Source organism: Streptomyces tritici (assembly GCF_048500665.1).
GTDB classification, from domain to species: domain Bacteria; phylum Actinomycetota; class Actinomycetes; order Streptomycetales; family Streptomycetaceae; genus Streptomyces; species Streptomyces tritici.
On sequence record NZ_CP183183.1, the window covers coordinates 792,655 to 815,367 of the forward strand.

General features: G+C 73.2%; 24 protein-coding genes and 1 riboswitch. Of the genes, 10 read left to right on the forward strand and 14 right to left on the reverse strand.

From position 1 onward, the window contains the following. The first annotated feature begins 118 nt into the window (after window positions 1-118). Complete coding sequence (locus ACNJ93_RS03685) at window positions 119-586, forward strand: pyridoxamine 5'-phosphate oxidase family protein (protein ID WP_418955872.1); 468 nt, start codon at window positions 119-121, stop codon at window positions 584-586. Window positions 587-624: 38 nt separating this feature from the next. On the opposite strand, the gene ACNJ93_RS03690 is transcribed toward ACNJ93_RS03685, so the two are convergent. Next, complete coding sequence (locus tag ACNJ93_RS03690; protein WP_418955873.1) at window positions 625-1,530, reverse strand: LysR family transcriptional regulator; 906 nt, start codon at window positions 1,528-1,530, stop codon at window positions 625-627. Between the two features lie 74 nt (window positions 1,531-1,604). Here ACNJ93_RS03690 and ACNJ93_RS03695 point away from each other — a divergent pair, with 74 nt between their 5' ends. Continuing rightward, window positions 1,605-2,573: a DMT family transporter gene (locus tag ACNJ93_RS03695; protein WP_418955874.1), complete on the forward strand. Its 969-nt coding sequence runs from the start codon at window positions 1,605-1,607 to the stop codon at window positions 2,571-2,573. 84 nt (window positions 2,574-2,657) lie between these two features. Further along, window positions 2,658-3,038 (forward strand): DUF6191 domain-containing protein, encoded by a 381-nt coding sequence (locus ACNJ93_RS03700; protein WP_418955875.1) that lies wholly within the window; start codon window positions 2,658-2,660, stop codon window positions 3,036-3,038. Here ACNJ93_RS03700 and ACNJ93_RS03705 read toward each other — a convergent pair. Next, entirely contained in the window at window positions 3,029-4,360 is a 1,332-nt protein-coding gene (locus ACNJ93_RS03705) for an aminotransferase class I/II-fold pyridoxal phosphate-dependent enzyme (RefSeq protein ID WP_418955876.1), read from the reverse strand. The two genes, ACNJ93_RS03700 and ACNJ93_RS03705, sit on opposite strands and share 10 nt — an antisense overlap. A gap of 35 nt (window positions 4,361-4,395) precedes the next feature. Between ACNJ93_RS03705 and ACNJ93_RS03710 the strand changes: the two genes are divergently transcribed. Further along, a complete protein-coding gene (locus ACNJ93_RS03710) occupies window positions 4,396-5,079 on the forward strand; it encodes a pyridoxamine 5'-phosphate oxidase family protein (protein WP_418955877.1) in 684 nt (227 codons plus the stop codon). On the opposite strand, the gene ACNJ93_RS03715 is transcribed toward ACNJ93_RS03710, so the two are convergent. From ACNJ93_RS03715 to ACNJ93_RS03725, 3 genes are all read right to left on the reverse strand, one after another. Then, on the reverse strand, window positions 5,066-6,037 hold the full coding sequence (locus ACNJ93_RS03715; protein ID WP_418955878.1) for a DMT family transporter: 972 nt from the start codon (window positions 6,035-6,037) through the stop codon (window positions 5,066-5,068). The genes ACNJ93_RS03710 and ACNJ93_RS03715 overlap by 14 nt on opposite strands. Window positions 6,038-6,205: 168 nt before the next feature. Next, window positions 6,206-7,192 (reverse strand): EamA family transporter, encoded by a 987-nt coding sequence (locus ACNJ93_RS03720; protein WP_418955879.1) that lies wholly within the window; start codon window positions 7,190-7,192, stop codon window positions 6,206-6,208. 32 nt (window positions 7,193-7,224) lie between these two features. After that, window positions 7,225-7,839: a Clp protease N-terminal domain-containing protein gene (locus ACNJ93_RS03725; RefSeq protein ID WP_418955880.1), complete on the reverse strand. Its 615-nt coding sequence runs from the start codon at window positions 7,837-7,839 to the stop codon at window positions 7,225-7,227. 196 nt (window positions 7,840-8,035) lie between these two features. Here ACNJ93_RS03725 and ACNJ93_RS03730 point away from each other — a divergent pair, with 196 nt between their 5' ends. After that, window positions 8,036-8,245 (forward strand): hypothetical protein, encoded by a 210-nt coding sequence (locus tag ACNJ93_RS03730; RefSeq protein WP_418955881.1) that lies wholly within the window; start codon window positions 8,036-8,038, stop codon window positions 8,243-8,245. Between the two features lie 97 nt (window positions 8,246-8,342). After that, entirely contained in the window at window positions 8,343-8,771 is a 429-nt protein-coding gene (locus ACNJ93_RS03735; protein ID WP_418955882.1) for an SRPBCC family protein, read from the forward strand. A 102-nt stretch (window positions 8,772-8,873) separates the two neighbouring features. Here the strand turns inward: ACNJ93_RS03735 and ACNJ93_RS03740 are convergent, their stop codons facing one another. Continuing rightward, window positions 8,874-9,500 carry a PadR family transcriptional regulator gene (locus tag ACNJ93_RS03740; protein WP_418955883.1) on the reverse strand — a complete coding sequence of 209 codons (627 nt, stop codon included), beginning with the start codon at window positions 9,498-9,500 and terminating at the stop codon, window positions 8,874-8,876. 158 nt (window positions 9,501-9,658) lie between these two features. On the opposite strand from ACNJ93_RS03740, the gene ACNJ93_RS03745 reads away from it, so the two are divergent. Next, a complete protein-coding gene (locus tag ACNJ93_RS03745) occupies window positions 9,659-10,468 on the forward strand; it encodes a PhzF family phenazine biosynthesis protein (RefSeq protein ID WP_418955884.1) in 810 nt (269 codons plus the stop codon). 71 nt (window positions 10,469-10,539) lie between these two features. Here the strand turns inward: ACNJ93_RS03745 and ACNJ93_RS03750 are convergent, their stop codons facing one another. Then, window positions 10,540-11,304 (reverse strand): CPBP family intramembrane glutamic endopeptidase, encoded by a 765-nt coding sequence (locus tag ACNJ93_RS03750; RefSeq protein WP_418955885.1) that lies wholly within the window; start codon window positions 11,302-11,304, stop codon window positions 10,540-10,542. Window positions 11,305-11,401: 97 nt separating this feature from the next. Beyond that, the gene (locus tag ACNJ93_RS03755; RefSeq protein ID WP_418955886.1) at window positions 11,402-12,898 is read right to left on the reverse strand and encodes a glutamate--cysteine ligase; all 1,497 of its coding nucleotides are present in this window, start codon (window positions 12,896-12,898) and stop codon (window positions 11,402-11,404) included. Between the two features lie 494 nt (window positions 12,899-13,392). On the opposite strand from ACNJ93_RS03755, the gene ACNJ93_RS03760 reads away from it, so the two are divergent. Together ACNJ93_RS03760 and ACNJ93_RS03765 are read left to right on the forward strand one after the other, a co-directional pair. Further along, window positions 13,393-13,998, forward strand: coding sequence for a hypothetical protein (locus ACNJ93_RS03760; protein WP_418955887.1), 606 nt, complete (start codon window positions 13,393-13,395; stop codon window positions 13,996-13,998). A gap of 257 nt (window positions 13,999-14,255) precedes the next feature. Next, on the forward strand, window positions 14,256-14,462 hold the full coding sequence (locus ACNJ93_RS03765) for a DUF5999 family protein (protein WP_418955888.1): 207 nt from the start codon (window positions 14,256-14,258) through the stop codon (window positions 14,460-14,462). 89 nt (window positions 14,463-14,551) lie between these two features. Here the strand turns inward: ACNJ93_RS03765 and gcvP are convergent, their stop codons facing one another. Beyond that, complete coding sequence (gene gcvP / locus ACNJ93_RS03770) at window positions 14,552-17,437, reverse strand: aminomethyl-transferring glycine dehydrogenase (RefSeq protein WP_418955889.1); 2,886 nt, start codon at window positions 17,435-17,437, stop codon at window positions 14,552-14,554. 177 nt (window positions 17,438-17,614) lie between these two features. Then, window positions 17,615-17,711, reverse strand: a riboswitch (glycine riboswitch). A 117-nt stretch (window positions 17,712-17,828) separates the two neighbouring features. On the opposite strand from gcvP, the gene ACNJ93_RS03775 reads away from it, so the two are divergent. After that, window positions 17,829-18,197, forward strand: coding sequence for a PRC-barrel domain-containing protein (locus ACNJ93_RS03775; RefSeq protein WP_418955890.1), 369 nt, complete (start codon window positions 17,829-17,831; stop codon window positions 18,195-18,197). A gap of 9 nt (window positions 18,198-18,206) precedes the next feature. On the opposite strand, the gene ACNJ93_RS03780 is transcribed toward ACNJ93_RS03775, so the two are convergent. From ACNJ93_RS03780 to ACNJ93_RS03800, 5 genes are all read right to left on the reverse strand, one after another. Then, the gene (locus tag ACNJ93_RS03780; protein WP_418955891.1) at window positions 18,207-19,562 is read right to left on the reverse strand and encodes a DNA polymerase IV; all 1,356 of its coding nucleotides are present in this window, start codon (window positions 19,560-19,562) and stop codon (window positions 18,207-18,209) included. A gap of 71 nt (window positions 19,563-19,633) precedes the next feature. Continuing rightward, window positions 19,634-20,239, reverse strand: a complete 606-nt coding sequence (locus ACNJ93_RS03785) for a MerR family transcriptional regulator (protein WP_418955892.1) — start codon at window positions 20,237-20,239, stop codon at window positions 19,634-19,636. Between the two features lie 172 nt (window positions 20,240-20,411). After that, window positions 20,412-20,885, reverse strand: a complete 474-nt coding sequence (locus ACNJ93_RS03790) for a bifunctional nuclease family protein (protein ID WP_067026588.1) — start codon at window positions 20,883-20,885, stop codon at window positions 20,412-20,414. Window positions 20,886-20,938: 53 nt separating this feature from the next. Beyond that, a complete protein-coding gene (locus tag ACNJ93_RS03795) occupies window positions 20,939-21,682 on the reverse strand; it encodes a MerR family transcriptional regulator (protein ID WP_418955893.1) in 744 nt (247 codons plus the stop codon). Between the two features lie 29 nt (window positions 21,683-21,711). Continuing rightward, on the reverse strand, window positions 21,712-22,653 hold the full coding sequence (locus ACNJ93_RS03800; protein WP_418961299.1) for an FHA domain-containing protein: 942 nt from the start codon (window positions 22,651-22,653) through the stop codon (window positions 21,712-21,714). Window positions 22,654-22,713: the final 60 nt, after the last annotated feature.

Consider the following 22,713-nt stretch of genomic DNA (forward strand, 5'->3'; position numbering starts at 1 on the left):
CCTGCCGGGGCGGTCCGCCCGGCGTTCCGGGCGCGCGACGGTAACGGCCATTGCGTCGGGGGGGAAGAGCGAGGATGCTTCTCTGACGTTCCGTCAGACCAATGGGGAGGGGCGGCAGATGACCGTCGCACAGCGCCGTGGACGCAGGATCATGATGACCCCCGCGGAGGTGGACGCCTTCCTCGCCGAGCAGCGCACCTGCCGGGTCGCCACCGTCTCCGCCGACGGCCGCCCACACGTCAGCGCCCTGTGGTTCGCCTGGGACGGCGCCTCCCTGTGGCTGTACTCGATCACCCGCAGCCGCCGCTGGGCGGAGCTGCGCCGCGACCCGCGCCTCGCGGTGGTGGTGGACGCCGGCGAGGAGTACGGGGAGCTGCGGGGCGTGGAGCTGTCCGGTACGGCGGTCTTCGTCGGCGAGGCCCCGCGCACGGGCGAGCCCTGCCCCGAACTCGAGGTGCCGGAACGGCTGTTCGCCCGCAAGAACTTCGGCCTGGACGCGATGCCGCACGACGGCCGGCACGCCTGGCTGCGGCTCACCCCGGACGCGATCGCCTCCTGGGACTTCCGCAAACTCGGCGCGCTCTGAGGCCGGACGGCCCCGGGGACCGCGCCGGCCTCCGCCGGCTACTCCCCCGCCGCCCGGCCCGCCTCGCGCAGCGCCTCCACGGCCGCGCGGATGGACGGCCGCCGGTCGGCGTCGGTGCGCCAGACCGCGTGGATGTGCCGCCGCACCCGCTGCCGTACGGGGACGAGCACCACGCCCTCCGGCACGGGGCCGCGGCCGAGGCGCGGGGTGACGCAGACCCCGAGGCCGGCCGCGATCAGCGCGAGCTGCGTGTGGTGCTCGCCGGCCAGGTGAGCGATGCGCGGCTCGATGCCCTGGGACCGCAGCGTGAACATCAGCCACTCGTAGCAGAACTCGCCCTCCGGCCAGGAGACCCAGTCGTCCTCGGCGAAGTCGACCAGGTCCACCTCGGAGCGCCCGGCGAGCGGGTGGTCCAGCGGCATGGCCACGTCCGCGGAGTCGTCGAGCAGGTGGGCGCGGGCCAGCCCGCCGGGCACGGGCATCCGCTTGTTGTTCCAGTCCAGGACGATCGCCAGGTCCGCGTCCCCGCGCAGCACCTCCCGGATGCCCCGCTCCGGCTCCAGCTCGCTGGTACGGGCCCGCAGCTCCGGGTGGTCGGCGCGCAGCGCGCGCAGCGCCGCGGGGAACAGCCCGCGCGCGGCGGTCGGGAAGGCCGCGATGCGCACCTCGCCGACGACGCGGCCGCGCTGCGCCTCGATGTCCGCCTGGGCCAGCTCCACCTGGGACAGGATCCGCGCGGCGTGCTCGGCGAGCAGCTGCCCCGCGTCGGTGAGCCGGACGCCCCGGCCGTTCTTGGCGAGCAGCTGCTGGCCCACTTCGCGCTCCAGCTTGGACAGCTGCTGCGAGACCGCGGAGGTCGTCACGTGCAGCCCGTCGGCGGCGCCGCTGACGGAGCCGTGGCGGGCGAGGGCGTCGAGGGTGCGCAGGCGCTCCAGGTTCAACATATAAGCGATGCTACGAGAAAGCGCGCACGAAATCTCGCTTGTCCTACGAGGTCCGGGGCGTCACGCTGGTCGTCATGACCCGCACTCGCCGTACCGTCGACTGGCGTCTCCGCTTCGCCGCCCTCGCCCTCGTCTGGGGCTTCAGCTTCCTGTTCATCAAGGTGGGCAACGAGAGCTTCGCCCCCTTCCAGGTCACCTTCGGCCGCCTGCTGTTCGGGACGGCGGTGCTCGCGGTCGTCATGGCGGTCAAGCGCGAGCGGCTGCCCCGCGGCGCGCGCACCTGGGGGCATCTCGCGGTGGCCGCGTTCCTGCTGAACGCCCTGCCGTTCTCGCTGTTCGCGTACGCGGAGCTGACGATCCCGTCCACGCTGGCCGGGATCTGCAACGCCACGACGCCGCTGTGGGGCATGCTGCTCTCGCTGGTCGCGCTCTCCGAGGACCGGCCGACGCGGCTGCGCGCGGCGGGTCTGGGCATCGGCTTCGTCGGCGTGCTGACCGTGCTCGGAGCCTGGCAGGGCTTCTCGGGCCTGGACGCCACGGGCACGGCGATGGCGCTGCTCGCCTCGTTCAGCTACGCGGTCGGCTGGATCTACGTGCGCCGCACGCTGGCCGGCAACCCGGCCTCGCACCTCTCCCTCGCGGGCTCCCAGGTCGGCCTGGCGACGCTCCAACTGGCCGTGGTCACCCCGTTGTTCACGACCGTCCCCGACTCGGTGGAGCTGCTGCCGCTGCTCTCGGTGCTGGCGCTGGGCGCCCTCGGCACGGGGTACGCGATGCTGCTGCAGTACGGCGTGGTCGCCGAGGTCGGCCCGACGACGGCGGCCATGGTCACGTACTTCATCCCGGTCATCGCGACGGCGGCGGGCGTCGCGCTCCTCGACGAGTCGCTCACCTGGAACACCCCGGTCGGCGCGGCCGTCGTCCTCGCCGGCGCCGCGCTCACCCAGACCCGCGGCCCGGCCCGGCGCCCCCGAACGGAGCCGGTGGCGGCGGGCGCGGCCGAGGACCGCACGGACCCCGTCCCCGCCGAGACCGGCCGCTAGCTCGCGCACACGGCTGGGCGCGACGGGCGGCTCACGGCGCGACGGGCGACTTACGGCGCGAGGGGCGGCGCGGATACTGGGGTCATGCAGACCATCGTCTTCATGACCCTGCCCGGTCTGGTCGTCGTGCTGACCGTCCTGGCCTTCGTCGACCAGCTGCTGCTGCGCATGGGGCGGGCCGGGGTGCTGCCGTGGCGGAACGGCGCGCGTCAGGGGCAGGTCGCGGCGACCGGCTTCGAGCAGCTGCACGCCAGCCTGTCGCCGGGCAAGGCGCACGAGTTGAAGGAACGGCAGTCGAGCCTGATCGTCCCCGACGAGGAGGACGACGGCGCCCCGCCGCACCGGACGACGGTGGACCTGACCGCGGGCACGGCGGTCGTACGACTGCCGCGCCCCGGGCAGAAGGCCGGGCGCCTCGGCCGTGGGCCCGGCGCCTCGGCAGTGAGCGCCGCGCCTCAGCCGTAGGCCCGGGCCGGCGCGGGCCCCGCCGCGGCGGCGAGCACGTCGGCGAGCGGCTCCAGGTCCGACAGGGCCAGCCCCGACACCGTCACCCGCACCGCGGGCCCCGTCGCCGACCGGAACCGGGCCCCCGGCGCGACGGCCCACCCGGCGCCGAGGAGCCGGGTCACCGCCCCGGTCTCGTCGGCGACCGGCACCCACACGTTCATGCCGGTCGCGCCGTACGCCGGAACCCCCCGCGCGGCCAGCGCCCGTACGAGCCCGTCGCGCCGCTCCCCGTACCAGCCGGCCACGGCCGCCGGGTCGACCGCCCCGCTCGCCCACAGCTCCACGACGGCCCGCTGCAGCAGATGGCTGACCCAGCCGGGGCCGAGGCGCTGCCGGCCGGCCACCCGGTCGACGGTCACCGGGTCGCCGGTCAGCGCGGCGACCCGCAGGTCGGGTCCGTACGCCTTGGCGACCGAACGCACCAGCGCCCAGTGCGTGGTGCCGCCCGCGATCGGGTGCAGCGGCACGTCGACGATGCCGTGACCGTGGTCGTCCTCCACGAACAGCGTCCCCGGATGCTCGGCGAGCACCGCCCTCAGCTCGGCGGCGCGCCGCGCGCCGACGGCCGCGCCGGTCGGGTTCTGCGCGCGGGCGGTGACGATCAGCGCGCGGGCCCCGCCGCGCAGGGCGCGGGCGACCTCCTCCGGCAGCGGGCCCTCGTCGTCGAGGGGCACCGGCACGGGCCGCAGCCCGAGCGCGGGAAGGAGGTCGAGGAGGCTGCCCCAGCCGGGGTCCTCGACCACCACGGCGTCACCGGTCCGCAGATGGGCGTTCAGCACGCGCTCGATCGCGTCGAGGGAGCCCGAGGTCGCGGCGATCGGGCCGCCCGGCACGCCGTCGGCGTCCATCGCGGCCCGCGCGAGCCGGGCGAAGTCGGCGTCCACCTCGGGTTCCCCGTACAGCACGGGCCGTTCGGCGTTGCGCCGGGCGGCCGCGGCCAAGGCCGCGCCGAGGTCGGGCAGCAGCGACGGCTCGGGGTTGCCCTCGCTGACGTCCCGGACGCCGGCGGGGGCCTCGACCCGGAGGGTGCCGCGGGCGGTCGTGGCGGGCTTGGACCGCACCCGGCTGCCCCGCCGACCCGCGGTCTCGATCACCCCGCGCTCGCGCAGCGTGCGGTAGGCGGCCGCGACGGTGTTCGGGTTAACCCCGAGCCGAGCCGCCAACTCCCGCATGGGCGGCAGCAGTTGGCCCGGCTCCAGAGCTCCCGAGCCGACCCCGCGCTCCACGCTGGCCGCGATCTCCGATGCGCGACACCCTTCGATCCGATACTCTCCTAGCACAAACGCAAGTATGCACTAGTGCAATGGAGAGTGCAATGTCGACGACCCTGCCCGGGACCGCGCCCACGGACGAGCCCGCCGCCTACGAGCCCACCGGGCGCACCGCCCCGAGCCGCAGCCGCGACCGCGTCTCGTACGACCGGGACCTGGTCCACTCGATACTCGACGAGGCGTACGTCTGCCATCTGGGCTTCGTGCGGGGCGGCGCGCCGGTCGTGCTCCCGACGCTGTTCGGCCGGATCGGCGAGCGGTTGTACGTGCACGCCTCCACCGGCTCGGGCCAGGCCCGCGCGGCCGACCCCGGCCTCGAGGTCTGCCTGACCGTCACCCATGTCGACGGCCTGGTCCTGGCCCGCTCCGCCTTCCACCACTCGCTCAACTTCCGCTCGGTCGTGGTGCACGGCACCGCCCACCGGGTCACCGACCGGGACGAGCTGCGCGAGGCCCTGGACGCGCTGGTCGACCAGGTCGTGCCGGGCCGCTCCCGGGACTCCCGGCCGGCGAACGCCAAGGAGCTGGCCGCGACGGCGGTCCTCCGCCTCGACCTCGCGGAGGTCTCGGCGAAGGTCCGCACCGGCGGCCCGAACGACGACCCCGAGGACCTGGGCCTCCCGTACTGGACCGGCGTCGTGCCGGTGACCCCGGCCTACGGCACCCCGATCCCGGCCGAGACCCTGGCCCCCGGCATCGCCGTCCCGGAGTACGTCACGGCGTTGTGAGGGCCGCCTCGCGGCGACGGACCGCCGCCGTGCGCGCCTCGGCCGCCGCCAGGCCCGTCACCGCGGCGAGCAGCAGCACGGTCCCGCCGACGGTGGCCGCCGTGAGCTCCTCGCCGAGCAGCGTCACCGCGATCAGGGCCGCGCTCACCGGCTCCAGGAGCATGATCACGGAGACCGTCGCCGCCCGGACGACGGCCGCGCCCGCGAAGTACAGCGCGTAGGCGAGCGCCGTCGGCACCGCGGCGACGTAGACCAGCAGGGCCACGACCTCCAGCGGCCGTCCGGTGTGCGGGAGGAGGCCCTCGGCGACGGCCATGGGCAGCAGCCCCGCGGCGCCGATCGCGAAGGCCCAGGCGGTGGTGGACAGGGAGTCCGCGCCGCCGTCCCGGCCGAGCCACCGGGTGAGCAGGGTGATCGCCGCGTACCCGGCGGCGGAGAGCACGGCGAGGGCCACGCCGGCCGGGCGCACTTCGGCGGCGCCGCCGCCGAGCACCAGCACGCCGAGTCCGGCGAGCGCCCCGGCGACGGCCGCCGCGCCGCCCCGGCCGAGCCGTTCGCCCATGAGCAGCCGCGCGCCGAGGGCGATCAGGACGGGACCGGCGCCGAGCGTGACGACGGTGCCGACAGCGAGGCCGGTGGACTGGACGGCGGCGAAGTACGCGCTCTGGAACACCGTCAGACCGATTCCCGTGCCGAGGATCCGCAGCAGGCGCCGGCCGCGCGGCTCGGCCGCCGCCTCGGCGGTGGCGCGGGAGCGGCGCAGCAGCAGCACGGGCAGCAGCAGGACGAGTCCGCCGACGCAGCGCCAGAAGGACAGGGAGAGCGGGCCGAGGTCGCTGGCCCGGAAGACCAGCGAGGCGGCCGCGCCGGCGGTGCCCCAGGCGAGCCCGGCGACGACGAGGTAGAGGAGGCTCCGCCCGACCGCGGGCAGGGTGGAGGGGGAAAGAGGGTTCGACACGTGCTTCTTCTCCGTGGGAAGACGGGTGGGTGGTCGCTCGGCTCCGCGGGCGGGCAGCGACGGACCACCCGGGGCGGTCGCGCCGCCGGGTCCGGTCTTCGTCGGAGGGTTTCCGCCCGCGCCTAGGCGGCGGGGGGCGGAAGCACGGTCGAATGCATGATCGGCACCTTACGAGGCGGTCCGGCCCGCGGACAACTCGGTCTCGCGGTCGGCCGGTCCGGAACCGGCCACCGGATCCTGCGCCGACGCCTTCGGCGTCGCCGACTGGGCGATGAACGCCCCGGCCAGGACCAGGGCACCGCCGACGAGCTGCGGCGCGCCCAGGTGCTCGCCGAGCAGGACCCACGCGAGCACGGTCGCGATCACGGCCTCCAGGCAGGCGACCACCCCGGCGACCTGCGGGGAGAGCCGGCGCACCGACAGCACGCCGGTGACGTACGCGACGACGGTGGCGACCAGCACGATCCAGCCGAGCAGCAGCCAGGCGGGGACCGCGGTGCCGTCCAGGTGCGCGGGGCCGGCGAGCACGGACGCGTCCATGCCCCAGGGGCGGGCGACGACGGTGAGCACGAGCGCGCCGACGAGCAGTCCGTACGCGATGACGCCCAGCGGGTCGGCCGGTTCGGCCTCGTCGCTGCCCTGGTCGGACAGGACGAAGTAGCCGACCTGGCAGCAGGCCGCGCCCAGCGCGAGCAGCAGGCCCAGCAGGTCGAAGCTCAGCCCCGACCAGACCTGGACGACGCAGGCGAGCCCGCCGACGGCGAGCACCACGCCGAGCGCGGCGGCCCGGGTCACCGGCCGGCGCTGGACGAACCGCACCCAGCCGAGCACCAGGGCGGGCGCGAGGTACTCGACGAGCAGCGCGACACCGACGGGGATGCGGGAGATGGCGGCGAAGTAGCAGGCCTGGACGCCGGCCACGGCGAGCAGACCGAAGCCGGCCAGCAGGGCGGGCTTGCGGCGCAGCAGTCCGCGGTGGCGCCACGCCACCGGCAGCATGACGAGGGCGGCGCCGGCCACCCGGAGCCACACCACGTGCAGCGGGTCGAGTCCCGCCTCGATGAGCGGCTTGGCCGCCACTCCCGATCCACCGAATGCGAAGGCCGAGGCCAGGGCGAGTCCCAGGCCGGCGCTTCTCCCCTGAGACGCGTGCATCCGGCCATCATGACAGCGCACCGTCAGGTGCGTCACCCCTGTGACACCTGTTGAGACAGCTCGGCGATCCGGGCGGCCAGGACGCCGGTCCGGACCCCCGCCCGGCGCAGCACCTCGACGGCCCGGCAGTCCGGGTCGGCGACGAGGACGGCGAGCACGTCGAGGCCGGCGGCCCGCTGGTCGCCCCGGCGGGCGGCGCGTTCCAGGGCGCCGTCCATCGCGGCGGCGGCGGCCGGCGACCAGCCTCCGGGCCCGGCGGCGAGGGGGCCGCGGACGAGCTCGGTGGACCGGGAGGAGGCGGACGGGGAGGGGACGGAGGCGGACGGGGCGGAGGCGGACGCTGACGAGGCGGAGGTGGACGGGGCGGCGGATTTCCGCCACCGCAGGCCGTAGCCGATGCTCCGCTGGACGAGGTAGGCCAGCACCCGGGAGACCTGCGCCTCGCCCGCGAAGGCGGCGCGCACCGCCGGGTCGGACTCCAGGAGCGCGTGCAGCAGGTGCGCGGTGTCGACCTGCCGGTCGCCGCACCGCAGGGCCCGGCGGCGGGCCCCGGCGAGGACCATGGCCAGCTCGACGGTCAGGCGGGACTCGATCGCGAGGCGGTACGGAGCGGGCTGGGCGGGTATCCGCGGGACAGGATGGTGCACCCTTCCACCTCATCATCCCGCGGTGGCCGGAACATCCCCGCCGAGAAGCATCCGCGCATCCCACGTGAGGTGGGCACGCACGGCCGACGCCTCCTCCCTACGGATGAGATCGCGCGGATCCGGCGTGCGTGGCGCGCGCCGCCTTGCCCTGCGCCCCACACGCAACCATGACCCCGCCAGGATTCGTCCTCGAAGTATGTTCTGGATGGTCGCTCTTGTCGCTCTGGACGGACGGCAGTACGTCTACCGCGTGTACGCACCGCGCAAGGCGCTGCCCGCCGATCTCTTCTGGGCCGCCTACCACTGCCACGAGGACAGCGGCCGACCGCGCGCCTCCGACTGGTTCGACTCGGCCGAGATCCGCTGGGTCGGCGGTTCGGAGGAACTGGCCCGGCAGAACTCGTGAGCCCGGAACAGGATCTGACGGTTCATCAGTATTGAATGTTCACGCCCGCCCGGCTACGTTCCGCGACACCGGTAGCCCGACGAGAAGGGGTGGTCGCATGGCCGAAGTGAGCGCGGAGGCACGGATCGAGGCGCCGGCCGAGAAGGTCTGGGCGCAGCTGACCGACTTCACCGCGTACGGCGCGTGGAACGCCACCCACACGAGCTTCCCGAACGGCGGCCCGCAGAGCCTGGCGGCCGGGGCCACGTTCGTCGAGAACATGAAGCTGATGGGCTTCCCGGCCGAGGTGACGTGGACGGTGGAGGAAGTGGAGACCGCCCGGGTCCTCGCGATCCGGGGCAAGGGGCCCATGAGCGTCGACGTCGGCACCCGCTACTCGCTGACGCCGGACGGCGAGGCGACGACGGTCCGCATCGACGGCGAGTTCACCGGGGCGGCGGTCTCGCTGATGGCGGGCAGGCTGAAGGACTCTGCGACGGCGGCGCTCGACGAGTCGCTGCGGAAGCTGGCGGGCCTGGTGGCCTGAGACGCGCCGGTACGCGCCGGACGCGCGGTACGAGCAGGTACACCCGAGGGCCCCGCGGCGGTTCGCCGCGGGGCCCTCGCGCTGCCCGGCCGGGCCAAGGGCTCAGTGCTCGTCGGCCAGGATGAGGTACAGCTTCTTGCGCGCCTCGTTGATGACGTCGACGGCCTTCTGCCGCTGCTCGGCGTTCCCGGTCTTCCAGACCTGCCCGAACGCCTCCATCAGACCGAAGCCGGCCTGGCGGACCTCGTTCAGGGCGTCCCAGTCGACGCCGCGCCCGGCCTCCTCCCAGGGGGCCTCCGGCCCGGACTCGGCCTCGGCGCGCCCGGTGTCGGTGAGCGTGAACAGCTTCTTGCCGCCCTCGCTCGCGCTGGTGATGAGCCCCTCGTCCTCCAGGAGCTGGAGGGTCGGGTAGACGGAGCCGGGGCTGGGCTTCCAGGCCCCGCCGCTGCGCTCGCCGATCTCGCGGATCATCTCGTAACCGTGCATCGGGCGGTCCTTCAGCAGCGCGAGGATCGAGGCGCGCACGTCACCGCGCCGCGCCCGCCCTCCGCCGCCGCGTCCGCGACCGCCGCCGAAGGGGCCTCCGAAGGGGCCGCCGAAGCCCGGTCCGAACGGACCGAAGGCCGCCCGCCGCGCCTCGAAGTCACCCCGGGCGAAACCGCCCCAGCCGCGATGTCCGGGGCCGCAGTGTCCGCGGCCGTGCTCGTGCTCGTGTCCCTGTGAACGCATCGCTACGCTCCTTCCATCGTTGATCTGTCGCGATGCTTCGACGATATATCGGAATAGCTCGCTCGGCAAGCATCGGTCCCGCGGTCCCGGTCCAGCCGGTCCAGCCGTCCGCGATTGGCCTTGGTCCGCGCCCGCGGGCACGCCGTACGGTCTGCCCCATGCGCATCCGAATCGTCGACGCCTTCACCGACCGTCCCTTCGCCGGCAATCCGGCCGGCGTGCTGCTCCTCGACTCGTTCCCGGACGACCACTGGCTGCAGAAGGTCGCCGCCGAGGTGAACCTCTCCGAGACCGCCTTCGCCCACCCGCTGCCCGCCGGCGGCGAGGCCGACTGGGCGCTGCGCTGGTTCACGCCGACCACCGAGGTCGACATGTGCGGCCACGCCACGCTCGCCACCGCGCACGTCATCAACACGGTCGGGAAGGCCGCGGGCACCGTGCGGTTCGCCGCGCGGTGCGGCATCCTCGGGGCGACCGCCGAGGCCGACGGCACGATCACGATGGACTTCCCCACCTCGGAGCTGAAGCCGGTCGCCGCCCCCGCCGGCCTCGTCGAGGCGCTCGGCGCCGAGGTCGTCTCGGTGCACGACACCTCCGCCCACATCGGCGACCTGGTCGTCGAGCTGACCGACGAGGCGGCCGTCCGCGGGCTCACGCCGGACCACGCGGCCCTGAAGGACCTGTCCGACCGCGGGATCATCGTCACCGCGGCCGCCGAACAGCCGGGGCGCGGCTACGACTTCGTCTCCCGCGGCTTCTTCCCGGGCGTCGGCATCGACGAGGACCCGGTCACCGGCAGCGCCCACACGGCGCTCGCCCCGTTCTGGTCGGCCCGCTTCGGGCGCGAGGAACTCACCGGACTGCAGGGCGGCGCCCGTACCGGCATGGTGCGCACCCGCCTCCGCGGCGACCGCACGCTGCTCAACGGCCACGCGGTGACGGTGATCGAGGGCGAACTGCGCGCCTGAGGACGGGCGAGGAACGCCGAAGGGGCGTACGGCGGTGCCGTACGCCCCTTCGGCGTCTCGCGGGCGGTCGCTCAGACCGTGGGCAGCCAGTCCACCCGGCCGGCCAGCAGCCCGTACCCGACGAACGCCACGATGTCGAGCAGCGCGTGCGCCGCGACCAGCGGTCCCACCCGGCCCCAGCGGCGGTACAGCAGGACGAACACCACGCCCATCACCACGTTGCCGATGAAGCCGCCGATGCCCTGGTACAGGTGGTACGAGCCGCGCAGCACCGAGCTCGCGGCGAGCGCCGCCCACGGCGTCCAGCCCAGCTGGTCGAGCCGGCGCAGCAGATAGCCGACGACGATGACCTCCTCCAGCACGGAGTTCTGGATCGCCGAGAGGATCAGCACCGGGTACTTCCACCAGACGTCCGGCAGCGCCTCGGGCACCACGGTCAGGTTGAACCCGGCCGCCCGGGCCACCAGATAGAAGGCGAGCCCCGCACTGCCGATGCCGGCCGCGATCAGCGTCCCGCGGCCCAGGTCCTGCCAGGGCCGCGTCCGGTCGAAGCCGATGGCCCGCAGACCGGTGCCCTCGCGCAGCAGCAGGTGCGCCACGAGCACGACCGGCACCAGGGCGCTGGCGATGCCGAAGAGCTGCCAGGCCAGGTCGAGCCAGGGGCGGCCCGGGGCGTAGGAGCCGTTGAGCGTGGCCGCCTGGTCCTTCAGGCCGCCCGGCTTGGTCAGCGAGCCGATGAAGCTGATCAGCGCCGACACCCCGCTGGCGCCCAGCGAGAGGGCCAGGACCAGCAAGGTCTCGGACCGCAGGATCCGCCGCGGCGGTCCCTCCGGCACAGGAGAAACCGCCGCCGCTCCCGACTCCGCCCGCACTCGTGCCTCCACTACGCCGCTCACCCCTCGGGTCCGTCCAGCCCCGCCAGGGTAGACGGCGCTACGGACCCGCCGGCCAGGTGTGCACCGGTGCGTCGGTGTGCATCAGCTCCGTGTACCGGCGGGTCGTCGCCGCGAACGCCTCGTCCCGGTCGAGCCCCGACGCCAGGGCGCGATGGAACGTTTCCACCTGCCACGACGCGCCGTTCACCCGGAGCCGGCAGCGCTGCTCGATGATCCCGAGGTAGTGGTCGCGGTCGGCCGGCTCGATCTGCCAGGCGTCGAGCCCGGCCGCCGCGAGCGGCAGCAGTTCGTCCCGTACGAGCTTCACGGCGGGCACCGGCGCGACGCCGCCGCCCCGGCCCGGCCGGGGCCAGCGCAGCTCGGCGTCGATGCCGTACCGGCAGGCCGCGTCGAAGTTGGCCTCGGCGTCCTGGAAGGACAGCCGCTTCCACACCGGCCGCGGCTCGTCGGCGAGCGCGCGCACCAGGCCGTAGTAGAAGGCGGCGTTGGCCACCACGTCCTCCACCGTCGGCCCGGCCGGCAGCACCCTGTTCTCCACGCGCAGGTGCGGGACGCCGTCGACCACCCCGTACACCGGCCGGTTCCACCGGTAGACCGTGCCGTTGTGCAGCACCAGTTCCTGCAGCGAGGGCACTCCGCCCTCGTCGAGGACCCGCAGCGGATCCTCCTCGTCCATCAGCGGCAGCAGCGGCGGGAACCAGCGCAGGTTCTCCTCGAAGAGGTCGTACGCCGAGTCCACCCACCGCTCCCCGAACCAGGTCCGCGGGCGCACGCCCTGCGCCTGAAGCTCGGGCGGCCGGGTGTCGATCGCCTGCTGGAACAGCGGCGGCCGGGACTCGCGCCACAGCTCGTGGCCGAACAGGAAGGGCGCGTTGGCCCCGACGGCGATCTGCACCGCCGCCGTCGCCTGCGCCGCGTTCCAGACGGAGGCGAACCGCGCGGGCGTCACCTGGAGGTGCAGCTGCACGGAGGTGCAGGCCGCCTCGCAGGCGATCGACGAGGAGGTGCAGCGCAGCCGCTCGACGCCCTCTATGTCGAGGGCGAAGTCCTCGCCGCGGGCGGCGACCAGCTGGTCGTTGAGCAGCATGTAGCGGTCGACGGCGGAGAGGTGCTCGGGGCCCATGTCGCCGTGCCGGAGCGTCGGCAGAATTCCGATCATGAGCACCCCGGCGTCCACTTCCCGGGCCATGCGGTCGGCATATCCCAGACCGGCGCGGAGTTCCTCGGCGAGCTGGTCGAAGACGCGGCCGCCGAGCTGGTGCGGGGCGATGTTCACTTCGAGATTGAACATGCCGAGTTCTGTTTGGAAATCCTGGCTCGCGATGCGTTCCAGCACCTCGGCATTCATCATCCGGGGCAGGCCGTCGCGGCCCGCCAGATTGAGTTCGATCTCCAGGCCCATGAGATTGCGGGGCCGGTCGAACCTCTTCTCCGCCAGCAGCCGCGCCAGTCCCGCCAGGCACTGCTGCAACTTCCTGCGGTATTTCTGTCGATCGGACAGGTCGAACCCGTCTGCCACGACCTTCTCCCCCATCGAAGGGTCCCTCCTCGAGTGGGCAGCCCGCGGCTCCGTCGCTCGCGTCACGGACGATAATGCCCAGCTGACTGATCCATAACGCCTGCGCGGCCACCGGCCGGACGGTAGGCTGAGTTACGTCGAACCACCGGCACTTACCCGTGGCACGACGCCTCACGCATATTCCGCGCGACCGGTCCGGACCGGCACCGAAGCAATTCGGCCGTCCGTCCCCGCCGAGAACGCGCAGGCGGCACAGTGGCGTTCATCGGAAATCCGGCGAATCCCCCGGAAAACAGGGCCTGATCGAGCCTTGTCCGGAATATCGAGGGCGACTAGCGGAAACACTGTCTGAACAGCCGTCGTATAAACTCCGCGGACGAGGCAGAGCGTCGGCGCCCGGTCATGTCCACATGTCCCGCTTCCGGCCCGGCCCCGCAGCCGACAGCGCCGTCCGTCCGCGTCTGCCTGCCCCGCATCACCCTTGTCTCTTGAGCGAGAGGCGACCCACCATGCTCCTGCCTTCTCCGGCCCCCGCGCCGGCCCTGCGCAGCGTCCTCGCGGCCCTCGGTTCCCCCACCGCCGTCAGCGAGGCGCGCACTCCCGCGCTCAGGTCCCACCAGGGACCGCTCAGCCCCGAACTCCCCCTGCCCGTCCACGTGTGGGACGTACGGGAACCGGCCGCACCGCCCGCGCCGGCACCCCGCACCCGGCTCACCGCCTGGCGGTTCCTGATCCGGGGGACGGAACGGGCCGTGGCCGCCGGCGACGCGGTCCTCACCCCCGACGGCTGGTCCTTCTCGCACTTCTTCGAGGGGCCGTACCTCGCCGCCACCGAACGCGCCCTGGCGCAGGCCGAGTCGCTGCCGGGCACGTACCAGCCGCGGCTGATCTCGGTCCCCGACCTGTACATGCTGACGCTGTGGCTGCACGGCGACACCGCCGCCGACGGGGCCGACGGCGTCCCCGACCCGTCCGATCTGCTGATCCCCCTGGCCCCCGCGCCGCCGGGGATCGCCTCGCACCGGCCCTACCGGGTCGCCGATCTGCTGCCGGTGCTCACCCTGCGCCTGGCGCCCGCCGCACCCCTGTTCGGCTCGACGGCCCCGGCCGCCTGAGCACAGCTGTGCGGAGCCCTCCCCGGACGGACTAGCCCGCCGGGACCATCCCGAACCACCCGAAGGGGCCGTGCAGTTGGATTGAACCGCCCGCGCGGGTGATGCGTCCTCCTGTAGTAGGAAGAGCTGCAGTGAAATCCCTGCGGATCGTCGTCCGCAGGGGAACACTTGGACCGTACGAACTCACCACGGGGGCGGCCATGAACACCGCATCGAGCCGCAGGACACTCACCACCACGCAGCGAAAGAACGCATCCATGTGCCAGCATCAGCCTGCCTGTCCGTCCGCCGACTCCGCCGACCGGGAGGCGGCGCGCCCGGTGGCGCACCACCCGGAGCAGGGGTGGAGCCTGCTGTGCAACGGCGTCCTGCTCTTCGAGGACACCGGTGAGCTGCTGCCGGACGGCCAGATCATCGCGCCGCACCGGCCGCTGACCACGGGGCAGGTGGCGCAGGCGGCCTGAACGCACCGCCGCACGACGGCGAGGGCCGGTCCGGAGCAGTGCTCCGGACCGGCCCTCACTCATGCCGGCCGCCCCTGCGGGGCGTGGGCTCAGGCGTCGTACTCGTCCAGCGGCGGGCAGGAGCAGACCAGGTTGCGGTCGCCGAACGCGCCGTCGATCCGGCGCACCGGCGGCCAGTACTTGTCCGCGGCGGAGACGCCGGCCGGGAAGACGGCCACGTCACGGGTGTACGCGTGGTTCCACTCGCCGCCCAGCGCGGCCGCCGTGTGCGGGGCGTTGACCAGCGGATTGTCGTCGGCGGGCCATTCGCCGGAGGCGACCTTCTCGATCTCGGCGCGGATCGCGATCATGGTGTCGCAGAACCGGTCCAGCTCGACGAGGTCCTCGGACTCGGTCGGCTCGATCATGAGCGTGCCGGCGACCGGGAACGACATGGTCGGCGCGTGGAAGCCGTAGTCGATCAGGCGCTTGGCGATGTCGTCGACGCTGACGCCGGTGGCCTTGGCCAGCGGGCGGATGTCGACGATGCACTCGTGCGCGACGAGGCCGTTCGGGCCGGTGTAGAGCACCGGGTAGTGCGGCTCCAGACGCTTGGCGATGTAGTTCGCCGCGAGCACCGCGACCTGGGTGGCGCGCTTGAGGCCCTCGCCGCCCATCAGCCGGACGTAGGCCCAGGAGATCGGCAGGATGCCGGCCGAGCCCCAGGGGGCGGCCGAGATCGGGCCGACGCCCGTCTCCGGGCCGGCCGTCGGCTGCAGCGGGTGGTTCGGCAGGTACGGGGCGAGGTGCTCGCGCACCGCGACCGGGCCGACGCCGGGGCCGCCGCCGCCGTGCGGGATGCAGAAGGTCTTGTGCAGGTTCAGGTGCGAGACGTCGCCGCCGAAGTGGCCCGGCTTGGCGAGGCCGACCAGGGCGTTGAGGTTGGCGCCGTCGACATACACCTGGCCGCCGGCCTCGTGGACCAGGCCGCAGATCTCGGAGACGTGCTCCTCGAACACACCGTGAGTGGACGGGTAGGTGATCATCAGCACGGACAGCTCGTCGCGGTGCTGCTCGATCTTGGCCTTGAGGTCCTCGACGTCGACCTCGCCGTCGTCGGCGGTCTTGACGACGACGACCTTCATGCCGGCCATCACGGCGCTGGCGGCGTTGGTGCCGTGCGCGGAGGACGGGATGAGGCAGACGGTGCGCTGCTCGTCGCCGTTGGCGCGGTGGTACGCGCGGACCGCGAGCAGACCGGCCAGCTCGCCCTGGGAGCCGGCGTTGGGCTGGATGGACACCTTGTCGTAGCCGGTGACCTCGGCGAGGCGCTCCTCCAGCTCGGTGATGAGCGTGACGTAGCCCTGGGCCTGCTCGACCGGCGCGAACGGGTGGATCTGGCCGAACTCGGGCCAGGTCACCGGCTCCATCTCGGTGGTCGCGTTCAGCTTCATCGTGCAGGAGCCGAGCGGGATCATCCCGCGGTCCAGCGCGTAGTCGCGGTCGGCGAGGCGGCGCAGGTAGCGCAGCATCGACGTCTCGGAGCGGTGCGCGTGGAAGACGGGGTGGGTGAGGTACTCGTCGGTGCGCAGCGCATCGGCCGGCAGCGCGTCCTCGGTGACGGCGTCGAGCGCGTCGACGTCGGCGGTGACGCCGAAGGCCGACCAGACGGCGGCGAGCTGCTCGCGGCCGGTGGTCTCGTCGCAGGACATCGAGACGTGGTCGGCGTCGACGCGGTACAGGTTGACCCCGGCCTCGCGGGCGGCGGCGACGATCTCGTCGGCCTTGCCGGGGACGCGGGCGGTGAGGGTGTCGAAGTACGCGCCCTGGGTGAGCTGCACCCCGCCGGCCTTGAGGCCCCCGGCGAGGATCGCCGCGTAGCGGTGGGTGCGCCGGGCGATCGTCCGCAGGCCCTCGGGGCCGTGGTAGACGGCGTACATGCCGGCCATGACGGCGAGCAGGACCTGCGCGGTGCAGATGTTGCTGGTGGCCTTCTCGCGGCGGATGTGCTGCTCGCGGGTCTGCAGCGCCAGGCGGTACGCCCTGTTGCCGTCGGCGTCGACGGAGACGCCCACGAGGCGGCCGGGCAGGGAGCGGGCGTGCTTGTCCTGGACGGCCATGTAGCCGGCGTGCGGGCCGCCGAAGCCCATCGGGACGCCGAAGCGCTGGGTGGTGCCGACGGCGATGTCGGCGCCGAGGGAGCCCGGGGAGGCCAGCAGGGTCAGGGCGAGCAGGTCGGCGGCGACGGTGACGATCGCGCCGAGCTCGTGGGCCTGGTCGATGACCGGCTTGATGTCGCGGACCGCGCCGGAGGCGCCCGGGTACTGCAGCAGCACGCCGAAGACGCCGCGCTCGGCGAGCTCGGCGGGGATGCCGGCGGACAGGTCGGCGACGACGACCTCGACGCCGGTCGGCTCGGCGCGGGTCTCGATGACGGCGATGGTCTGCGGCAGGGCGTCGGCGTCGACGACGTACACGCCGTTCTTGACCTTGCCGACGCGGCGGGACAGCGCCATGGCCTCGGCGGCGGCGGTGCCCTCGTCGAGCAGCGAGGCGCCGGAGGTGGGCAGACCGGTGAGGTCGGCGACCATCGTCTGGAAGTTGAGCAGCGCCTCCAGGCGGCCCTGCGAGATCTCCGGCTGGTACGGCGTGTACGCGGTGTACCAGGCCGGGTTCTCCATGACGTTGCGCAGGATCACCGGCGGGGTGAAGGTGCCGTAGTACCCGAGGCCGATCATCGGCGCGACGACCTGGTTGCGCTCGGCGAGCGCGCGCAGCTCGGCGAGCACGTCCGCCTCGGTACGGGCGGCCGGGAGGCCGAGGGCCTCCGCGCTCTTGATGACGTCCGGCACCGCGGCGGCGGTGAGCTCGTCGAGGGAGCCGTAGCCGACGTGCGCGAGCATCTTGGCGCGGGCTTCGGCGTCCGGCCCGATGTGCCGCTGCTCGAAGGGGATGCCCTGTTCGAGTGCGGTGAGCGGGGTGCGGTTGGCGGTCATGGCGGAGGCCTCCTGGTCTTCACGACCCTGAAGGGGCACCTCGGCGCGGGTGCCCGGACGGCCTCCCCCTCTGTCATCTCAACCTGAGAGCTTCACCGGCGCGCGTGGGGGCATGCCGGCTTTCACCGTCGGTGAGAGCGGATGCCGTCGGACTCCCGCTCTGCTTTCCAGAGTGACCTCGTCCGCGCGGTACGGGGGCCTGAGAGATTCCGGGGAGGATTTGCTCCTTCGGCGCCCCCGGAGGATCTCCGGAGGACTCTCCCGCGCGGGGTCGACAGCCACAGCCAGCCTACCAGCGCCGTTGCGCCGCCAGATCGCTCAAGTGGCCGATATCCCCGATGTGCCCTTTCGTAGGGGGTGGGGAGAGCAGTTGCGACCATCTGGAGGGACCGTGCAGACCGACATCGATCCGCGCAGCCTGATCGGCCGCAAGGCGTACGACCGCAACGGGGCCAAGATCGGCACCGTGGACGAGGTGTACCTGGACGACGCGACCGGGGTCCCCGAGTGGGCCGCCGTCCGCACCGGCCTGTTCAGCCGGGACGCGTTCGTCCCGCTGGAGACCAGCGAGCTCGCCGACGACGGCCTCCACGTGCCGTACGAGCGGGCGCTCATCAAGGAGGCCCCCGACTTCGGCGTGGGCCGGCACCTCTCGCCGGAGCAGGAGCTCCAGCTCTACCGCCACTACAGCATCGCCCTGCCCCCCGCACCCCACGAGGACCGGGACTTCGGCCGCCTCGCGGGCCGCGACGAGTCCTGAGCGGCCTTCCTAGGAAGTCCGCGGCACCAGGGGCAGCGGCTCGGAGGGCTCCAGGTCGGGGTCGTCGGCCGGGAAGGTACGGACCCGTCCGGGGGCCGAGCCGGGCTCCTCGAAGCGCACCGTGACCCGGCCGACGCCGCTGCCCTGCACCCAGCCCGCGCCGTACGCGGCGTGCCGGACGTCCTGCCCCGGGTGCCACTGCCGCTCCCGGGGCGGCTCGGGCTCGTCCGCCGGCGCCTCCGCGGCGGCCGGCCCGCCCTCGTCGGCCGCGGGCTCCGCGGCGTCGGCGGCCTCCGCCGCCTGCGCGAAGAGGTCCTCCTGTGTGTAGTCGGCGAGGCCGCTGACGCCGACCCCCAGCAGGCGCACCCCTCCGGTGGTGTCGACGGCCTCCAGGAGCCGCGCGGCCGCCTCCCGGACCACCGCGAGGTCGTCGGTGGGACCGCGCAGCGTCTCCGAGCGCGTGAGCGTCGAGAAGTCGAAGCGGCGCACCTTCAGCACGATCGTGCGGCCCGAGTGCCCGGAGGCGCGCAGCCGCCCCACGCAGCGCTCGGCGAGCCGCTCCACCTCGATCCGGATCCGCACCCGGTCGTGCAGGTCGACGTCGAAGGTGTCCTCCACGGACACCGACTTGGCATCCCGCTCGGCCACCACGGGCCGGTCGTCGTACCCCTGGGCCATGCGGTGCAGCGAGGCCCCGTGCGCCCGCCCCAGCAGCCGTACGAGCTCGTCCTCGCCGGCCGCGGCGAGATCGGCGACGGTGGTCATCCCGGCCCGGCGCAGGTGCTCCCCCGTGGCCGGCCCGACGCCCGGGAGGATCCGCACCGACTTCGGCCCGAGCAGCTCCCGCTCAGTCCCCGGCTCGATCAGCACCAGGCCGTCGGGCTTGGCCTCCTCCGAGGCGATCTTGGCGAGCATCTTCGATCCCGCGAGCCCCACCGACCCCGTGAGCCCCGTGGTGCCGAGAATGCCCCTGCGCAACCGCTCACCGGCCTCCCGCGCGCTCGCCGAGTCCCAGGCCGCGCCCCCGGCCTCCAGGTCCACGAAGGCCTCGTCCAGGCTCAGCGGCTCGACCAGCGGGGACAGCTCCCCGAGCAGCCGCATGACCTGCTCGCTGACCGCCTTGTACAGCGAGAACCGCGGGTACAGATAAGCCGCATGAGGCGCCAGCCGCCGCGCCTGGGCCATCGGCATCGCGGAGTGCACCCCGAAGCGGCGGGCCTCGTACGAGGCGGTGGCGACCACCCCGCGCGGGCCGAGCCCGCCGACCACGACCGGTTTTCCGCGCAGGCTCGGCTTCGCCGCCTGCTCGGCGGCGGCGAAGAACGCATCCATGTCGAGATGCAGGATCGTCGGCGCGGCTCTCACAGCTCCGATGCTGCCCTACCCCACTGACAACGGACCCGCACTGTTGTGCGGGTCCGTGGGAGTCGGTCGTCTCAGACGGCCTTGTCGCGCCGCCGCCGGGCCAGCTCGTCCCCGGGGTTGTGCCCGATCAGCGTCTCGCCGGTGTCGACCCGCTCGCCGTGCAGCTGCGACAGCGCCGACTCGACGTCCCGCCACACCACGCCGACCGCGATCCCGAAGACGCCCTGGCCGCCCTTGAGCAGGTCGACCACCTCGTCGGGCGAGGAGCACTCGTACACCGTCGCGCCGTCGCTCATCAGCGTCATGCGCTCCAGGTCCCGGAACCCCCGCGCCCGCAGGTGCTGCACCGCGGCGCGGATGTTCTGCAGGGCCACTCCGGTGTCCAGGAAGCGCTTGACGATCTTCAGCACGACCACGTCGCGGAAGCTGTACAGGCGCTGCGTCCCGGATCCGTACGCGGGACGGACACTGGGCTCGACCAGACCCGTGCGGGCCCAGTAGTCGAGCTGCCGGTACGTGATGCCGGCGGCGGCGCAGGCGGTGGGCCCGCGGTAGCCGATGCTGTCGGTGCTCGTTTCGGCGGGCACGCCGGCCGCGCCGCTCTGGAGCGGGTACAGCCCACTCTCTCCCGGAGTGCGTCCGAGAGCGCCCCCTGCCGTACCGTCGCCGCTGCTCATCACGCCGACCCTCCGTCCTTGACCTGCCCACTCGACGGTAGGCAGTCACTCGGGGTGCGTCAACGATCGCCACACTCGGCACGCCGAGTGATAATCACCCTGAGAGTGGTTTCCCGTGTCTCTCTCCGGGAAAGGCTACTCGAATGCGCTGAGCGCACCCGCGGCACGGGGGTCACTGGTTGCTGGTTCCGAAGTCCTCCGGGGAGATCTGGTCGAGGAACTCGCGGAACTTCTCCACCTCGTCCTCCTGCTCGTCCGGAATCGCGATGCCGGCGTCGTCCAGGACGCCGTCACTGCCGTAGATCGGCGTTCCCGTCCGCAGCGCCAGCGCTATCGCGTCGGACGGCCGGGCGCTCACCTCGACACCGCTGGCGAAGACCAGCTCCGCGTAGAAGACGCCCTCGCGCAGATCGGTGATCCGCACCTCCGTGAGCTCCTGGCCCACGGCCTCGAGGACATCCTTGAAGAGGTCGTGCGTCAACGGCCTGGCAGGCGCCATGCCCTGCTGGGCGAAGGCGATCGCGGTCGCCTCTCCGGGACCGATCCAGATGGGAAGGTACCGGTCGCCTCCCACTTCGCGCAGGAGCACGATCGGCTGGTTGGAGGGCATTTCCACCCGGACACCCACAACGTCGAGCTCGTTCACACAGCAACCCTAGGCCGTGCTCGACCGGTTTGGATAGTCGGGCCCGGCCAAGATCACTGCAGCCGCAGCCCCAGCGCGGTCTGCACCAGCGCGGCGTGCAGCCGCACGGACAGGCCCGCCAGTTCCTTCGCGGTCGCCTCGGCATGCGCCCTGGTCTGCGGATTCCGGTGCCGCCGCAGCGGGGCGACCATCTGCTCGACCAGACCCGCCTCGCGGTCCGCGGCCGCCTTCACCGCCCGCAGATGCCGCGGTTCCAGACCGAATCTCCCCAGATCCGCGACAAGTCGGGCGACGTTGACGGCCTCCGCGTCGTACCCGCCCTCGGGCCCCGGGGCGATCAGCCCGTACGACTCCCACTCCGCGAGCTCCGCCTCGGTCACCTCGGCGGCGGCGAGCAGCTCGGCCCGGCCGATCCTGGCCGCCGTCGGACGGTCCTGCTCCGGGTCCCAGGCCCCGTCCAGCAGGTCGCGCTGCGGGCTGGGCGACGGCAGCCGCACCTGCTCGCCGCGGGCGAGCGCGTCCAGGTGCTCGCGGATCACCTTCAGCGGCAGATAGTGGTCCCGCTGCATCCGCAGGATCTGGGCGAGCCGCTCCACGTCCTGCGGGCTGAACTTGCGGTAGCCGGAGGCGGTGCGCTGCGGCTCGACGAGCCCCTCCGCCTCCAGGAACCGGATCTTCGAGATGGTCACCTCGGGAAACTCGTCGCGCAGCTGGCCGAGCACCGCCCCGATGCTCACCAGCCGCTCGCCCGCGGTGGCGGTGCCGGAACCGGCACCGCCCGTCGCTGTTCGCACCATGGACCTTCCCTGAAGGTTTTCCGGAGCGGTCAGACGCTCCGCTGGCTGGAGTAGAACACCAGCCGGTACTTGCCGATCTGAACCTCGTCACCGTTGTTGAGCCGGACCGACTCGATCGGCTCGCGGTTGACGTACGTGCCGTTGAGGCTGCCGACGTCGGCCACGGTGAAGCTGCCGTCCGGGGACCGGCGGAACTCCACGTGGTGGCGCGACACCGTGATGTCGTCCAGGAAGATGTCGCTCTGCGGGTGACGGCCGGCCGTGGTCAGCTCGCCGTCCAGCAGGAAGCGGCTGCCCGAGTTCGGCCCGCGGCGCACCACCAGCAGCGCCGAACCGGCCGGCAGGGCGTCGACCGCCGCCTGCGCCTCCGGCGACAACGACGGCAGTGCGGTCTGGCCGGTGACCTCCGACTCGTACGCCTCGATGCCCGAGATCGAGATCGTCGACGTCGTCTCCGACGCGCGCTCCGCCGGGGCCGCACCGCGCAGCGGCGCCCCGCAGTTGGAGCAGAACCGACTGTCCGCGGCGTTGCGGTGGCCGCACCTCGTACACACCGGCATGGACGCATCCTCCTGCCGCGGCTGCCCCGCGGAGGCGTGGGTCGCATACGGGTCGGAGGCAAACCCTCCACCCGCACTTGAGGTTGATGGTTCTCCGAAACCTATGCGTCCGGGACCGGCAGGGTCAACAGAAGACGCGCCCTGTCCGCCCGGAATGTCACCGCCCTGCGCACCGACCTCGTCGCGGAAGAGCGGCCGCTCGGCCTGCTGTTCCTCGCTCTGGGCCTCGCGCGGCGCGCGGTGCTTGGCGTTGCCGCCGTCCTCGCGTGCGCTCTTGCCGAACAACTTCCCAAACAACTTCACGGGCGATTCCCCTTGACCGAAACAGACCCGCCCGTGGGGCAGGACGAACCCTGGCTCGACACAACAGTCGACCCGGACACCTTCACAACGTCCGTAACCTCCGGACAGTTTCCACCACGCACCGGGAGTTGCCTGCGGCGACCCCCCGCAACGTCACGCCCTTGTCCC

Coding starts and splice junctions, on each gene's coding strand:
- ACNJ93_RS03685 (WP_418955872.1), top strand. CDS start 119: ATGACCGTCGCACAGCGCCGTGGACGCAGGATCATGATGACCCCCGCG.
- ACNJ93_RS03690 (WP_418955873.1), bottom strand. CDS start 1,530: ATGTTGAACCTGGAGCGCCTGCGCACCCTCGACGCCCTCGCCCGCCAC.
- ACNJ93_RS03695 (WP_418955874.1), top strand. CDS start 1,605: ATGACCCGCACTCGCCGTACCGTCGACTGGCGTCTCCGCTTCGCCGCC.
- ACNJ93_RS03700 (WP_418955875.1), top strand. CDS start 2,658: ATGCAGACCATCGTCTTCATGACCCTGCCCGGTCTGGTCGTCGTGCTG.
- ACNJ93_RS03710 (WP_418955877.1), top strand. CDS start 4,396: ATGTCGACGACCCTGCCCGGGACCGCGCCCACGGACGAGCCCGCCGCC.
- ACNJ93_RS03720 (WP_418955879.1), bottom strand. CDS start 7,192: ATGCACGCGTCTCAGGGGAGAAGCGCCGGCCTGGGACTCGCCCTGGCC.
- ACNJ93_RS03730 (WP_418955881.1), top strand. CDS start 8,036: ATGTTCTGGATGGTCGCTCTTGTCGCTCTGGACGGACGGCAGTACGTC.
- ACNJ93_RS03735 (WP_418955882.1), top strand. CDS start 8,343: ATGGCCGAAGTGAGCGCGGAGGCACGGATCGAGGCGCCGGCCGAGAAG.
- ACNJ93_RS03740 (WP_418955883.1), bottom strand. CDS start 9,500: ATGCGTTCACAGGGACACGAGCACGAGCACGGCCGCGGACACTGCGGC.
- ACNJ93_RS03745 (WP_418955884.1), top strand. CDS start 9,659: ATGCGCATCCGAATCGTCGACGCCTTCACCGACCGTCCCTTCGCCGGC.
- ACNJ93_RS03755 (WP_418955886.1), bottom strand. CDS start 12,898: ATGGGGGAGAAGGTCGTGGCAGACGGGTTCGACCTGTCCGATCGACAG.
- ACNJ93_RS03760 (WP_418955887.1), top strand. CDS start 13,393: ATGCTCCTGCCTTCTCCGGCCCCCGCGCCGGCCCTGCGCAGCGTCCTC.
- ACNJ93_RS03765 (WP_418955888.1), top strand. CDS start 14,256: ATGTGCCAGCATCAGCCTGCCTGTCCGTCCGCCGACTCCGCCGACCGG.
- gcvP (WP_418955889.1), bottom strand. CDS start 17,437: ATGACCGCCAACCGCACCCCGCTCACCGCACTCGAACAGGGCATCCCC.
- ACNJ93_RS03785 (WP_418955892.1), bottom strand. CDS start 20,239: ATGAGCAGCGGCGACGGTACGGCAGGGGGCGCTCTCGGACGCACTCCG.
- ACNJ93_RS03795 (WP_418955893.1), bottom strand. CDS start 21,682: ATGGTGCGAACAGCGACGGGCGGTGCCGGTTCCGGCACCGCCACCGCG.